Below are 13,548 nucleotides of genomic sequence, written 5' to 3'. Positions count from 1 at the left end.
GGCCCCCCGTTCTTTTGCGGGCGGGGGCCGCCCGCCGGGGCGCGCGCCCCCCCGCCCCGCCCCCCCACACGTGCCTTGCAAAAACCGGGGCCCCCCCCGCCCGGGGGGCCCCCCCCACCGAGCCGTTCCCGGCCCGGCTGCCCCGCTCGCTTTCCGCAGCTCAGCGGGGGCCGAGCTCCCAGCGGGGGCCCGAAGGCGTGTCCTCGATCACCAGGCCGGACTGCTGGAGCTGGTCCCGGATGGCGTCCGCGGTGCCGTAGTCCTTGCGGGAGCGGGCGGCCTGGCGCTGCTCCAGTACGAGGCGGACCAGCGAGTCGACCACGCCGTGCAGGTCGTCCCCGCGGTCGCTGTCGCCCGCCCAGTGCTCGTCCAGCGGGTCGAGGCCGAGCACCCCGAGCATGGCCCGCACCTCGGCGAGCCGGGCGACCGCGGTCTCCTTGTCGTCGGCGGTCAGCGCGGAGTTCCCCTGCCGCACGGTGGTGTGGATGATCGCCAGCGCCTGCGGGACGCCGAGGTCGTCGTCCATCGCCTCGGCGAAGGACAGCGGCACCTCGGCGGCGGGCTCGACCGTGCCGGCCTTCTCCACCACGCGCTGGACGAAGCCCTCGATCCGCGCGAACGCGGACTCCGCCTCGCGCAACGCCTCCTCGCTGTACTCGATCATCGACCGGTAGTGCGGGGTGCCCAGGTAGTAGCGGAGCACGATCGGGCGCCAGCGCTTGACCATCTCGGAGACGAGCACCGAGTTGCCGAGCGACTTGCTCATCTTCTCGCCGCTCATGGTGACCCACGCGTTGTGCGCCCAGTACGTGGCGAAGTCGTCGCCGTACGCCTTGGCCTGGGCGATCTCGTTCTCGTGGTGCGGGAAGATCAGGTCGAGGCCGCCGCCGTGGATGTCGAAGCTGGTGCCCAGGTACTTGTGGGCCATCGCGGAGCACTCCAGGTGCCAGCCCGGCCGGCCGCGACCCCAGGGGGTGGCCCAGCTCGGCTCGCCCGGCTTGGCCGCCTTCCACATGGCGAAGTCGCGGCCGTCGCGCTTGCCGGCGCCCGCGTCGCCGGCGTTCGGCAGGTTGTCCAACTCCTGGTTGGACAGGCGCAGATACTCCGGGAAGGAGCGCACGTCGAAGTAGACGTTGCCGTCCACGGCATAGGCGTGACCACGCTCGATCAGACCGCTCATCATCTCGATCATTTCCGGGACGTGCCCGGTCGCGCGCGGTTCGTAGGTGGGCGGCAGGCAGCCGAGCGTCTCGTACGCGTCATTGAACGCACGCTCGTTGCGGTAGCCGATCGACCACCAGGGCTCGCCGGACTCGGCGGCCTTGACCAGGATCTTGTCGTCGATGTCGGTGACGTTGCGGATGAACGTCACGGCATAGCCGCGGTAGCTGAACCAGCGGCGCATGATGTCGAAGTTGAGGCCCGACCTGATGTGCCCGATGTGCGGTGCGGCCTGCACGGTCGCGCCACAGAGGTAGATCGAGACACAGCCCGGAGTGAGCGGGGTGAAGTCACGTGTCTGCCGGGCGCTGGTGTCGTACAGGCGAATGGTCACGCTCCAAGGGTAGTCGGAACAGGGCAGTGCCCCGCGACCCCAAGGGCCGCAGGGACACCGAAGCGTGACACTTGACGACCGCCGGGCGACACTGCGCAGCAGGTCGCAGCGGTGGGCGGGCGGCGCGGACGGCAGTGGCCTAAACCGGCAGCCGCCGACTCAGAGGCTGCCGACGACCTTCCGCGGCGTCACCCGGACCACGACGCGCTCGGCGTCCTCGGCGATCCGCGGGTTGAAGTCGGCGTAGGTCTTGCCGGTGTACTTCAGCGACAACTCGTCGATCAGCTCCGCACCGCCCTCGGTGCTGACGGAGGCGGTGCCCCGCACCTCGGCGTAGGTGTACGGCGCGTCGGCGGGGTTGACCAGGACGGTCACCCGCGGGTCGGCGGCGATGTTCTTCTCCTTGCGCCGGCCGACGGTGGTGGAGATCAACAGGTCGTCGCCGTCCCGCTTCACCCAGACGACCGAGAGCTGCGGGCTCCCGTCGGGCTGGATCGTCGCCAGGGTCACGAAGACCGGGCCGTCGAGGAGGTGCTTGAGCTCATCGGAGAGTAAAGCTGACACGGTTGGTCCTTCCGTCACGATCATCGTCATGGGTCACGGGGGCACACGTCCTCGATGGATACCCAACAGCCCCGCGCCGCCGTGCATTCCCCCGCCACACGTGCATCGTACGGAGCAGCGGGACGCCGTGCCCCGAAGATCACGAAGACGTCCGGGACGCCCCGCCCGGGCCACCGGCGGAGCCACCCGGCCGACCGTCCTCCACTCGGGGGCGAACGACCGGCCCGGATGCGGACGAGCAGTTCAGATACGGACGACCAGTGCGGTGGCGATGGCGGCCAGGCCCTCGCCGCGGCCGGGGAAGCCGAGGCCGTCGGTGGTGGCCCCGGAGACCGAGACCGGAGCGCCGGCCGCGGCGGAGAGCACCTGCTGGGCCTCCTCCCGCCGCTTGCCGATCTTCGGGCGCGGGCCGACCACCTGGACGGCCACGTTGCCGATGGTGAAGCCGGCCGCGCGGACGATCCGGGCCGCCTCGGCCAACAGGGTCACGCCGCTGGCACCGGAGTACTCGGGGCGGCCCGTACCGAAGTGCGCCCCGAGATCGCCGAGGCCGGCCGCGGAGAAGAGCGCGTTGCAGGCGGCGTGCGCGACGACGTCGGCGTCGGAGTGGCCGGCGAGCCCGGGCCCCTCGCCCTCCCAGCGCAGCCCCGCGCACCACAGTTCGCGGCCCTCTTCGAAGCCGTGGATGTCGGTGCCGATGCCGACCTGCGGCAGCACCACGGCGGGCGGTACGGCGGGCGCCGCCGGCGGCGCGGCCGACGGCTGGTCGGACGCGGGGCCGGACGGCTGCTGCGCCACCGCCCCGGCGGTCTGTTCCGTCGGCTCAGAAGCCATCGTTGGCCCTCCTGCGCGCGAGGACCGCCTCGGCCAGGACCAGGTCCAGGGGCCGCGTCACCTTGAACGCCTCCTCGTGGCCCGGCACCACGACGACGTCCCGGCCGATCCGCTCGACCATGCCGGCGTCGTCGGTGGCGCCCTCGCCTTCGAGGAGGACGCGCTCGTGCGCCTCGACGAGCGTCGCCCGGTCGAAGCCCTGCGGGGTCTGCACGGCACGCAGCCGCGCCCGCTCCGGGGTGCCGACGACCGGCTCCGGCTCGCCCGCCCCCCGCGGCTCGACCTGCTTGACGGTGTCCGCCAGCGGCAGCGCGGGCACCACGGCCGGCGCACCACCGCGCACGGCGGCGGCGACCGTGTCCACCACGTCCACCGGTACGAGCGGACGCGCCGCGTCGTGCACCAGCACGACGGTGACGTCCTCCGGCAGCGCGGCGAGGCCGAGCCGTACGGACTCCTGCCGGGTCTCGCCGCCGGGGACGACCACCACGTCGGTCTTCTCCGCGACCGAGCCGGCCAGCGGGTGCGCGTCGAGCAACCTGCGGACCTCGGCGGCGCCGTCCGACGGGGCGACCACGATCACGAGGGAGACGGCACGGGAGGCGGCCATCGCGCGGACGGCGTGGACGAGCATGGGGGTGCCGTTGATGGTGCGCAGCGCCTTGGGCGCACCGGGGCCGAGCCTGACCCCACGGCCGGCTGCGGGAATGACGGCTGCGGTGCGCACCCGCGGCCCGTCGGTAGGTTCGGGACGATCTGATGCGGACATTGCGATGGCGTTCAGGTTTGCTTCCTCGGCCGAGTTGGGTATGGCCAGAGCGTGCCGGGCGCAGCGGCCCGATCAGCCCCTTCCGTGACGACTGGTCGAGCCAGTGCCCGAGCCCGGCACACCAATCGCCGCACACGTGATGTAACCGCACGGCGTGCGTCGAAGCGAAGCGCAAGAACTTGCCAGTTGCCCGCCCTCTCGCCCCACCACCGCCGTCGACCACCCGGGCCGCGGGCCCGAGAGGTCGCGGCGCATCCGCATGCTCGCCGCACCGACCGCCTTGCGGGCGGCTGGTGGACACCGTGCCGACGCCCGGGCTTCACACCCCGGACGCCACGCCCGTCTCGCTGCGCCTCGTGGACCGCCGCGTGCACCGCACAGCCCGCCCCTGAAGGACCTTTCCACCGGACACAACGAGTCGACGGCGCGATGGGCACGCGCGCCGGCTGCCCGTGGATGTCCGCCCGTGGATGCGCCGGGCGTCCGACGCACGGCGGGTGGTCACGGCCGGACAGCGGGCATCGGCATGTCGGTCGTTTACGCACCGCACCGGCCGTACGGGCCCACGTGCGGTCAAAGGATGACGCCGCCGCCGATCTGCGGCTCGCGGGCCGCAGATGCCGCAGCGCCCGGCGACAGGGACGCATCATGGGGACGCGGACCGCCACTCGGGCGCTGCGGCATGCGTACGTCCCTCAGAACGTCCGAGACACCGACGACGACCCCACAGCGAAAGCCAGGGGGTCGCTAGCGATGCTCAGGATGCGAGGACCTCGTCGAGCAGGGCCTCGGCCTTGTCTTCGTTGGTGTTCTCCGCGAGGGCGAGCTCGCTCACCAGGATCTGCCGCGCCTTGGCGAGCATGCGCTTCTCACCAGCGGAAAGACCACGCTCACGCTCACGGCGCCACAGGTCGCGGACGACCTCCGCCACCTTGATCACGTCACCGGACGCGAGCTTTTCCAGGTTCGCCTTGTAGCGGCGGGACCAGTTGGTGGGCTCCTCCGCATACGGCGCACGCAGCACCTCGAAGACCCGGTCCAGCCCGTCCTGGCCGACTACATCGCGTACGCCGACGAACTCCGCATTGTCCGCTGGCACACGAACTGTCAAGTCGCCTTGAGCGACCTTCAGCACCAAGTAGGTCTTGTCCACGCCTTTGATCTGGCGAGTTTCGATGGCCTCGATCAGCGCGGCCCCGTGATGGGGATAGACCACGGTGTCGCCAACCTTGAACGTCATGTGACAGGTACCCCTTCCGTGGCTATCCAGAGTAACACGGGAACGCCCCGTTCTGAATGGCGTTTTCGCAGGTCAGGGCATATCTCAGGGCTTGACAACAGCACTCGGAACGTGCTTCGAGCGACCTCCGGAAGCGGGAATTCGCAGGTGGGGGCCGTTGTTCGGGCGGGGTGAAACGCGTACGTTACATCGCTCAACATCCTCCCGCGACAGGTCGTACGTCCCGTTTTGCCGGGGTCCGGACGTGCGAGTTCCGGTCCTCCGTTCGGGCGGACCTCGGTCACTCCACGCCGTTTCCGCGAATTGATCAGGCCAGCGTCGATCATCTTCGTGATCAATTCACGAAGCCGTCACCGATGACGTGCATTCCCTCTCGATATTCGCCCGCGCGGGGCCGGCTGATATTCGGCGCAGAGGTCAACCGGAGACGATTGCCGGCGGGCCCCGCGGTACTTGTTCAGCGACTGTTCACGGGCGTGTCCACCGGACGGGTGGGCGGGCCACGGGGGTACGCACGGTGAGCGGCGGCCGGGGCGGGCGGCGGGGGCGCGCCGGGTGGCGGTACGGGCGTCTGCGGGGCGTCCGAGGCGGGTCGGGTGCGTGCTCTCGACGACGGGTCGGTAACCTAAGCGCGCTGAAAGATCCTTAGTGCGGGCAGCCCACCGCCGCCCCTCCGCCCCTCGCGACCGGGCCCACCGTTCGGCCGCCGAAGCTCGTCCTAGGAGATGCCGCCGCCGTGAGCAGCAGCCTTCGACGCGGCGCCCTCGCCGCCACCGCCCTCGTGCTCTCGATCGCCCCGCTCTCCGCCTGCGCGGCCGGGAACGACTCGCAGACGATGGAGATCACCCCGGACCACGCCGCGAAGACCGTCGGCGACCTCAAGGTCCAGAACGCGACGGTGATCACCCAGCCGGAGCTGGACGACGAGGGTCCCGCGGCCCTCACCGCCAAGATCTTCAACAACGGCACCTCCGACGAGGTCCTCACCAGCATCCGGCTCGGCGGCAAGGACACCGAGGTCAAGCTGGCCCCCGCGAAGGGCTCCGGGCCGCTGGTCGTGCCCAAGGGCGGTTCGCTGATCCTCGGCGGCAAGGGCAACGCGTCGGCGGAGATCGTCGGCGGTCACGAGGCGGCCAAGGCCGGCGACGCCCAGAAGGTCGTCTTCGACTTCAGCAAGACGGGCGACGTCACGCTGCGCGCCTTCGTGGTCCCGGCCAAGGGCGACTACGCCAAGTGGGGCCCGAGCCCCGCGGCCAGCCCGAGCGTGAAGCCGTCGGAGACGGCGAAGGACAAGTCCAAGGAGACCGGCAAGCCGTCGGACTCCGAGTCCGGCAAGGCGTCGGACGAGCCCGCCGACACCGCGAGCGGCAACGCCTCGGGCACGCCCGACGGCGAGGAGAGCCCCGCGGGCCAGACTCCCGGCGGCGAGAACGGCACCGCCGAGAGCGGCGAAGGCGCCCAGGGCAACGAGAGCCCGGCCGGCCACTGAGCCGCGCCTGCCCCAGCCCCGCCCCGCCGCGCCCGCCCCCCCGCCCCCCGGCGGCCCGCCGGCCGGGGGGCGGGTTGGCGGGCGGGGCGGGGCGGCGGCGGTGCGGGGTTCCGGCCCGGTGGGGCGCTGGTCGCTGACGGCACGTACGCGGCGCTGGTCGCGCGTACGGCGCGTACCGCGCCCTGCGGGCTCGGCGTGGTGCAAGGGGGCCGCCAGAGCCCCATCCACAGCCCTGGGTGTGTTCGGGGCCAGTCCGGAGCCCACCTGCGCCCCTGCGCGTGACCGGGGACAGGCCGAAGCCGACCAACAGCCCCGAATGTGATCGGAGACGCCGCGAGGGCGGCCCCTGGGGTGGGGCCGCCCTCGCGGCGTGGTGGGGGCGGGCGTTCGCGGCGCCGCCCCTGGGGTCTTTACGGCTCGAACTTGTAGCCGAGGCCGCGGACCGTGACCAGGTAGCGCGGGGCTCCCGGGTCGGGCTCGATCTTCGCGCGCAGCCGCTTGACGTGCACATCCAGGGTCTTGGTGTCGCCCACGTAGTCGGCGCCCCAGACGCGGTCGATGAGCTGCATGCGGGTCAGTACCCGGCCCGCGTTGCGCAGCAGCATCTCCAGCAGGTCGAACTCCTTCAGCGGCAGGTCGACCTTGCCGCCGGAGACGGTGACCACGTGCCGGTCGACGTCCATCCGCACCGGGCCCGCCTCCAGCGCGGCCGGCGTGACCTCCTCCGGCTCGCCGCGGCGGCGCAGCACCGCGCGGATGCGGGCCACCAGCTCGCGCGAGGAGAACGGCTTGGTGACGTAGTCGTCGGCTCCTATTTCCAGGCCGACGACCTTGTCGATCTCGCTGTCCTTGGCGGTCACCATGATGACCGGGACGTTGGAGCGCCCGCGCAGTTGGCGGCAGACCTCCGTGCCGGGCAGCCCGGGCAGCATGAGGTCGAGCAGCACCAGGTCGGCGCCGTTCCGCTCGAACTCGTCCAACCCTTCGGGGCCCGTTGTCGCGATGGCGACCTCAAAACCCTCCTTGCGGAGCATGTACGACAATGCGTCGCTGAACGATTCCTCGTCCTCGACAACGAGCACTCGGGTCACGGAAGGACCTCCGGGGCGAACTCAGGGGCGCGAAGCGCCTTCCAGTTACGGGTGGTGGGCGACGGGAGGGGGTTCATTGGTGAGGGTCTCGTCGTAGGTACGGCCGGGGTCCTCGTCGTCGAGGTCGTCCGGCTCGATGAGCGAGTTGCCGCCCTTGCGCCGCCCGGAGGCGGCAGCGGCCTCGGCCCGGTCGCGTACGCCACCGGCTTCCGGGAGCCGCAGGGTGAAGGTGGAGCCCTGTCCCTCAGCGCTCCACACCGTAACCTCCCCGCCGTGCGAGGCGGCCACGTGCTTGACGATGGCGAGGCCGAGGCCGGTCCCGCCGGTGGCGCGCGAGCGCGCCGGGTCGACGCGGTAGAACCGCTCGAAGATGCGCTCGCGGTCCTTCTCGGAGATGCCGATGCCCTGGTCGGTGACGGACACCTCGATGAGGTCGCCACCGGGTGCGGCGATCCGCCGGGCGGCGATGCCGACGCGGGTACGCGCCGGGCTGTAGTTCACCGCGTTTTCCACCAGGTTGCCAAGGGCCGCGGCAAGCTGGCCGCGATTTCCCCATACGTGCAGCTCCGCGGTGCCGCCCGCGGCCATCGTGATCTGCTTGGTGCCGGCCTGGTGGCGGCAGCGGTCGATGGCCTCGGCGACGAGCTCGTCCACGCGGACCGGCTCGGCGTCCTCCAGCGGGTCGTCGTTCTGCACCCGGGAGAGGTCGATCAGCTCCTGGACCAGGCTGGTGAGGCGGGTGGCCTCGATCTGCATCCGGCCGGCGAAGCGGGTGACGGCCTCCGGGTCGTCCGAGGCGTCCATCACGGCCTCGGAGAGCAGCGAGAGGGCACCGACCGGGGTCTTGAGTTCATGGCTGACGTTGGCGACGAAGTCGCGGCGCACGGCCTCGATGCGGCGGGCCTCGGTGAGGTCCTCGACCAGCAGGAGTACGAGGCGGGAGCCGAGCGGGGCGACCCGCGCCGAGACGGCCAGGGCCTCGCCCCGGCCGGTGCCGCGGCGCGGCAGGTCCAGTTCCACCTGGCGTATCTCGCCGTCGCGGCGGGTGTCGCGGGCCATGTGCAGCATCGGCTCGACCGCGAGCTTCCCGCCGCGCACCAGACCGAGCGCGTACGCCGCCGAGCTCGCCTTGACCACGGCGTCCTCCTCGTCGAGCACGACGGCGGAGGAGCGCAGCACGGAGAGCACGGTGTCGACACCGGGCGGCAGCGCGGCTTCGGTGTGGAGCGAGGAGCGCGTGGGCTTGGCCTGGTCGCGCTCACTCCAGCGGAACGCCAGCATGGCGATGACGCCGGTGCACAACCCGGCGATCGCTGCCACTGCGGCGATTGCCGCGTCCACGTTCATGTCACCAGGTTAGGCGCCCGTTCGACCTGCCCCACAGCCGAATGGGGGTCGACCCGGTGAGACGTTGCCGAGAGTTCACTGTCAGGACGTGATCGCTTCACTAGCGAGGCCCCAGGTCAGAGGGGTTGACACCGCCTAGACCATGGGAGTTGCCGAGAGTTCACTGTTACGTCGGTCCGGGTTTACCCCGGAGGTCGGATTCGGACTCGTTTCGGCCACACCGTGGAATCGTGGGGCTGACAGCCCTACGGGACCCCCAGCGAGAGAAGGTCAGTGATGCGGGACGCGTACCACGAGGAGCTCGATTCGATCAGCGAGAGTCTGGTCGAGATGGCCCGGCTCGTCGGCTCCGCCATCGGTAGGGCAACGACGGCGATGCTTGACGCGGACCTGAAGCTCGCGGAGAGCGTCATCGCCGCCGACGAGAAGATCGACAACCTTCAGCACGACCTCGAAGCTCGTGCGATAGCCCTGCTCGCCCGTCAGCAGCCGGTCGCCACGGATCTGCGGATCGTGGTCACCAGCCTGCGGATGAGCGCCGACCTGGAGCGCTCCGGCGACCTGGCCCAGCACGTCGCGAAGCTGGCCCGGCTGCGCTTCCCCGAGTCCCCCGTCCCGCGCGACCTGGCCGCCACCATCCTGGAGATGGGCCAGCTCGCCCAGCGCCTGATGGCCAAGGCCGCCGAGGTCATCATCACCAAGGACGTCGACCTCGCCCTCCAACTGGAGCAGGACGACGACGCCATCGACATGCTGCACCGCACGCTCTTCCAGCACCTGATCGACGACCGCTGGAAGCACGGCATCGAGACGGCCGTGGACGTGACGCTCCTCGGCCGCTACTACGAGCGCTTCGCCGACCACGCGGTCTCCGTGGCCAAGCGGGTGGTCTACCTGGTCACCGGCGAGCACGCGGACGAGATCACGCCCGGCACCCCGGTGGGCGGCGAGTAGCCACCCCCCACAGCCGCCCGGCCCAGGCCACTGGCCCGACCGGCACCCCTCGCTGCGCTCCGCCTCCGGGCCCGTACCCAGCCGCCTCGCCGGCTGGGTACGGGCCCGGTCGCGTTGGGGCCGGGGTGTGTCGGGGTGCTGGGTGTGTGTGGGGGGGGCCAGGGTGTGCGTGGGGCTCAGGGCGTGTGGGTTGGTCGGCGTACGGCCCAGGGTGCGCGGGGTTGGTCGGCGTACGACCCCGAGGTGCGTGGGGCTGGTCGGCGTGCGGTCCCGGGGGCAGGCCCGGTCGACGTGCGGCCCGGACGCGGGCCCGCGGGCGTACGATCCCCGGCCGCTCGGGGGGGCGTGACAGGCCCGGACCGCCCCACAAGTGTCCTGGCCGCGGCATTCGGGGCGTACCGGCTGGCGTGCGGGGTTTGCTGGCGTAGGGGTGGTAGGGGCGGCGATGCGCCTATGCGCCGCTTACGCGCCGTTCCACGCCCCCGGGTCGGGACGTTTCACTGGAGGCTCTGCGGTACGCCTGCTAGGAGGAATGCCATGCCAGAGACGCCGACCTCGACGCCAGCGGAGCAGCCCACCACCCCGACCCCGCCCCGCCCGCTGCTCGGCAACTGCGGATGCGGCTCCGGCTGCTCGTGCGGCTGCCAGTCCGGCGGCCCGTGCAGTTGCTCCGGCGGCTGCGGCTAGCCAGCCGCGCCCGGCGACCCCACCGGCACTCGCCCGCAGCCAGCGCGGGGCCACCTGGGAGGTACGACGCCCCGCGCGGAGAAGCCCCGACCGGCAGGCGGGTCACCCGAGTCAGACGTACGGGTTACTCGGCCCTCCGGTCGGGGCTTCGACGTGCGTGGGGGCCTCTGGCCCGGCTGCCCGTACCTTCACAGCCCTCCACCCGCAGCGGACCGCAGGTGGAGGGCTGTGGAGGAAGTCCCGCCAGGGTTACTTCTTGCCCTGGTTCTTGACCGCCTCGATCGCCGACTTCGCGGCCTCCGGGTCGAGGTAGGTGCCGCCGGGGTTGGTGGGGCGGAAGTTGGCGTCCAGCTCGTAGGAGAGGGGGATGCCGGTGGGGATGTTCAGGCCGGCGATGTCCGCGTCGCTGACGCCGTCCAGGTGCTTGACCAGGGCGCGCAGGCTGTTGCCGTGGGCGGCGACCAGGACCGTGTGGCCGGCGAGCAGGTCGGGGACGATGCCGTCGTACCAGTACGGCAGCATGCGGGCGACGACGTCCTTGAGGCACTCGGTGCGCGGGCGGGCCTCGCTGGGGATGCCGGCGTAGCGCGCGTCGTCGCTCTGCGAGAACTCCGTGCCGTCCGCCAGCGCCGGCGGCGGCGTGTCGTACGAGCGGCGCCACAGCATGAACTGCTCCTCGCCGAACTCGGCCAGGGTCTGCGCCTTGTCCTTGCCCTGGAGCGCGCCGTAGTGCCGCTCGTTCAGACGCCAGGAGCGGTGCACCGGAATCCAGTGCCGGTCGGCGGCCTCAAGGGCGAGCTGCGCGGTGCGGATCGCGCGCTTCTGGAGCGAGGTGTGGACCACGTCGGGCAGCAGGCCGGCGGCGCTCAGCAGCTCACCGCCGCGGACCGCCTCCTTCTCGCCCTTGTCGGTCAGGTTGACGTCCACCCAGCCGGTGAACAGGTTCTTCGCGTTCCACTCGCTCTCGCCGTGGCGGAGCAGGATCAGCTTGTACGGTGCGTCGGCCATGCCCCCGAGCGTAATGGACGGGCTTCGGCGGCCCGCCGGCGGGCCGCCCGGCGCGGCGCCGGCCCCGCGGGGGGGGCGGGGGTGGGTCCGCGCCGGGCCGCGCGGTGCGCGTGGGTCCGTACGCGCGGGGCGGCGGGCGCGCCCTCGCAGGCACTCGCCGGCCCCCCTCGTAGCCCTGTGCGACCGTTCGGAAACGCGGCGGGCACGCGCGTGACCAGCGCAACAGTTGACGGTTTCCGCTAAATGACTAGCAGCCGCGAGCCCCACGGACGTAAGTTACGAACACCGTTGGCGCCACTTACATCCCCTCTGCTGCTCACCCTGGAGTTGTCATGCCCACTGCTTCTATGAGGCGGGCCGTGCGCGAGAGCGTGTCCGGGTTGCCCCGGGAGTTCTGGTGGCTGTGGACCAGCACGCTGGTCAATCGCCTTGGCGGGTTCGTCGCTACTTTTATGGCGCTTTACCTCACGTTGGAGCGCGGCTATTCGGCCACGTACGCCGGTCTGGTCGCGGCGCTGCACGGGCTCGGCGGCGTGGTGTCCTCGCTGGGGGCGGGGGTGATGACCGACCGGTTGGGGCGGCGGCCCACGATGCTGATCGCCCAGGTGTCCACCGCGCTGTCGGTGGCCGTGCTCGGCTTCATGACGCATCCGGTGGCGATCGCCGCGGTGGCCTTCGTCGTCGGCATGGCCAGCAACGCGTCCCGACCCGCGGTGCAGGCGATGATGGCGGACATCGTGCGGCCCGAGGACCGGGTGCGGGCGTTCGCGCTCAACTACTGGGCGATCAACCTGGGGTTCGCGTTTTCCTCGATGGGCGCGGGCTTCATCGCCGAGTACAGCTATCGGGCCGGTTTCGTCGGCGAGGCGGTCATGACGCTGGTCTGCGCCGTACTGGTCTTCATCAAGCTGCCCGAGTCGCGTCCGGCGCAGGGGCCGAAGGACGCGGCCGGCGCGGCCGAACCCGCGGTCGGGCTCGGCGCCGTCGTCCGCGACGGCCGCTTCATGAGCGTGGTCGGCCTCTCCTTCCTCATCTCGCTGATCTTCCAACAGGGTTACGTGGCACTGCCGGTGGCGATGGGCTCCGACGGGTTCACCAGTGCGGACTTCGGGGTGGCCATCGCCGTCAACGGCATCCTGATCGTGGCGCTCCAGATCCCGGTGACCCGCTACATCGAACACCGCGATCCACAGCGGCTGTTGATCATCTCGGCGCTGCTCGCCGGATACGGCTTCGGGCTCACCGCGTTCGCCGGCTCGCTCGGCGTGTACGCGCTGACCGTGTGCGTGTGGACACTGGCCGAGATCGTCAACTCGCCCACCCAGATGAGCCTGGTCGTCCGCCTCTCACCGGTCCACGGCCGGGGCCGCTACCAGGGCATGTACACCATGTCGTGGGCGGTGGCCGCACTCGCCGCCCCCCTCCTCGCGGGCCAGGTCATCGACCGCTTCGGCGCCGGCTGGCTCTGGGCCGGCTGCGCAGCGGTCGGCACACTGGCCGCCCTCGGCTACTGGTTGCTGATGCGGGGGCTGCCTACGGAGGAGGTCGTGACGACTGCTGCGGATGGGGCGGTTGTTGGGGATGGAGTAGCTGTCGGGAGTGGGGTGGCGGTGGATGAGGTGGCTGCTGGAGGTGGGGTGGCCGCTGTGAGTGGGATGGCCACTGTGGGTGGGGTCGCTGCTGTGGCCGCCGTGAGTGAGGTGGCTGTGAGTGAGGTCGCTGCTGCGGATGGGATGGCTGTGGGCTCGGGTGAGGCTGTGGTGGTGGAGCAGGGCGTGGTGGAGCAGGGCGTGGTGGGGGCTGGGGTTTCCGAGCCGGATGTGGCGCGGGGAGTGGCTGCGGGGTGAGGGGTGGGGGCCGCGGGCGGCGAGGTGTCTGGCCCCCGCCGTGCGCGGGGCCGCCGCCTCGGGCATGGGGGCCCCCGGCCCCCGGGGGGGGGGGGGGGGGGGCGGGGGGGGGGGGGGGGGGGCCCCGGGGGGGGGGGGGGGGGGGGGGGGGGGGGGGGGGGGG

At 71.8% G+C, this 13,548-nt stretch carries 12 protein-coding genes; 4 read left to right on the top strand and 8 right to left on the bottom strand.

Annotated features, from left to right (window positions below; translation table 11 throughout):
• Positions 1 to 160: 160 nt before the first annotated feature.
• The 5 genes from cysS to AAHZ94_RS15550 form a co-directional block, all read right to left on the bottom strand.
• Positions 161 to 1,555: a cysteine--tRNA ligase gene (gene cysS, locus AAHZ94_RS15570; protein ID WP_349993474.1), complete on the bottom strand. Its 1,395-nt coding sequence runs from the start codon at positions 1,553 to 1,555 to the stop codon at positions 161 to 163.
• A gap of 159 nt (positions 1,556 to 1,714) precedes the next feature.
• Positions 1,715 to 2,119 carry a PPOX class F420-dependent oxidoreductase gene (locus AAHZ94_RS15565; protein ID WP_349993473.1) on the bottom strand — a complete coding sequence of 135 codons (405 nt, stop codon included), beginning with the start codon at positions 2,117 to 2,119 and terminating at the stop codon, positions 1,715 to 1,717.
• A gap of 243 nt (positions 2,120 to 2,362) precedes the next feature.
• Complete coding sequence (ispF, locus tag AAHZ94_RS15560; protein WP_349993472.1) at positions 2,363 to 2,953, bottom strand: 2-C-methyl-D-erythritol 2,4-cyclodiphosphate synthase; 591 nt, start codon at positions 2,951 to 2,953, stop codon at positions 2,363 to 2,365.
• Entirely contained in the window at positions 2,943 to 3,722 is a 780-nt protein-coding gene (ispD, locus tag AAHZ94_RS15555) for a 2-C-methyl-D-erythritol 4-phosphate cytidylyltransferase (protein WP_349993471.1), read from the bottom strand. Before ispD ends, ispF begins: the two co-directional genes overlap by 11 nt.
• Positions 3,723 to 4,479: 757 nt before the next feature.
• Complete coding sequence (locus AAHZ94_RS15550; RefSeq protein WP_003953493.1) at positions 4,480 to 4,962, bottom strand: CarD family transcriptional regulator; 483 nt, start codon at positions 4,960 to 4,962, stop codon at positions 4,480 to 4,482.
• Positions 4,963 to 5,698: 736 nt separating this feature from the next.
• Between AAHZ94_RS15550 and AAHZ94_RS15545 the strand changes: the two genes are divergently transcribed.
• Positions 5,699 to 6,451: a DUF461 domain-containing protein gene (locus tag AAHZ94_RS15545; protein WP_349993470.1), complete on the top strand. Its 753-nt coding sequence runs from the start codon at positions 5,699 to 5,701 to the stop codon at positions 6,449 to 6,451.
• A gap of 410 nt (positions 6,452 to 6,861) precedes the next feature.
• Here AAHZ94_RS15545 and phoP read toward each other — a convergent pair whose 3' ends face one another.
• Both phoP and AAHZ94_RS15535 read right to left on the bottom strand, forming a co-directional pair.
• Positions 6,862 to 7,533 carry a two-component system response regulator PhoP gene (gene phoP, locus AAHZ94_RS15540; RefSeq protein ID WP_466295925.1) on the bottom strand — a complete coding sequence of 224 codons (672 nt, stop codon included), beginning with the start codon at positions 7,531 to 7,533 and terminating at the stop codon, positions 6,862 to 6,864.
• Between the two features lie 54 nt (positions 7,534 to 7,587).
• Positions 7,588 to 8,889: a sensor histidine kinase gene (locus tag AAHZ94_RS15535; RefSeq protein ID WP_349993469.1), complete on the bottom strand. Its 1,302-nt coding sequence runs from the start codon at positions 8,887 to 8,889 to the stop codon at positions 7,588 to 7,590.
• 276 nt (positions 8,890 to 9,165) lie between these two features.
• Between AAHZ94_RS15535 and phoU the strand changes: the two genes are divergently transcribed.
• Together phoU and AAHZ94_RS15525 are read left to right on the top strand one after the other, a co-directional pair.
• Positions 9,166 to 9,843, top strand: a complete 678-nt coding sequence (phoU, locus tag AAHZ94_RS15530) for a phosphate signaling complex protein PhoU (protein ID WP_349993468.1) — start codon at positions 9,166 to 9,168, stop codon at positions 9,841 to 9,843.
• 537 nt (positions 9,844 to 10,380) lie between these two features.
• On the top strand, positions 10,381 to 10,530 hold the full coding sequence (locus AAHZ94_RS15525; RefSeq protein ID WP_349993467.1) for a hypothetical protein: 150 nt from the start codon (positions 10,381 to 10,383) through the stop codon (positions 10,528 to 10,530).
• A gap of 249 nt (positions 10,531 to 10,779) precedes the next feature.
• Here AAHZ94_RS15525 and AAHZ94_RS15520 read toward each other — a convergent pair whose 3' ends face one another.
• Positions 10,780 to 11,538: a phosphoglyceromutase gene (locus AAHZ94_RS15520; RefSeq protein ID WP_349993466.1), complete on the bottom strand. Its 759-nt coding sequence runs from the start codon at positions 11,536 to 11,538 to the stop codon at positions 10,780 to 10,782.
• 332 nt (positions 11,539 to 11,870) lie between these two features.
• On the opposite strand from AAHZ94_RS15520, the gene AAHZ94_RS15515 reads away from it, so the two are divergent.
• Positions 11,871 to 13,385, top strand: coding sequence for an MDR family MFS transporter (locus AAHZ94_RS15515; protein WP_349993465.1), 1,515 nt, complete (start codon positions 11,871 to 11,873; stop codon positions 13,383 to 13,385).
• Positions 13,386 to 13,548 lie beyond the last annotated feature (163 nt).

Source organism: Streptomyces sp. HSW2009, from assembly GCF_040240285.1.
In the GTDB taxonomy this organism is placed as follows: domain Bacteria; phylum Actinomycetota; class Actinomycetes; order Streptomycetales; family Streptomycetaceae; genus Streptomyces.
The sequence above is the reverse complement of the archived record's forward strand: the minus strand, read 5'-3'. Positions and strand labels throughout refer to the sequence as shown.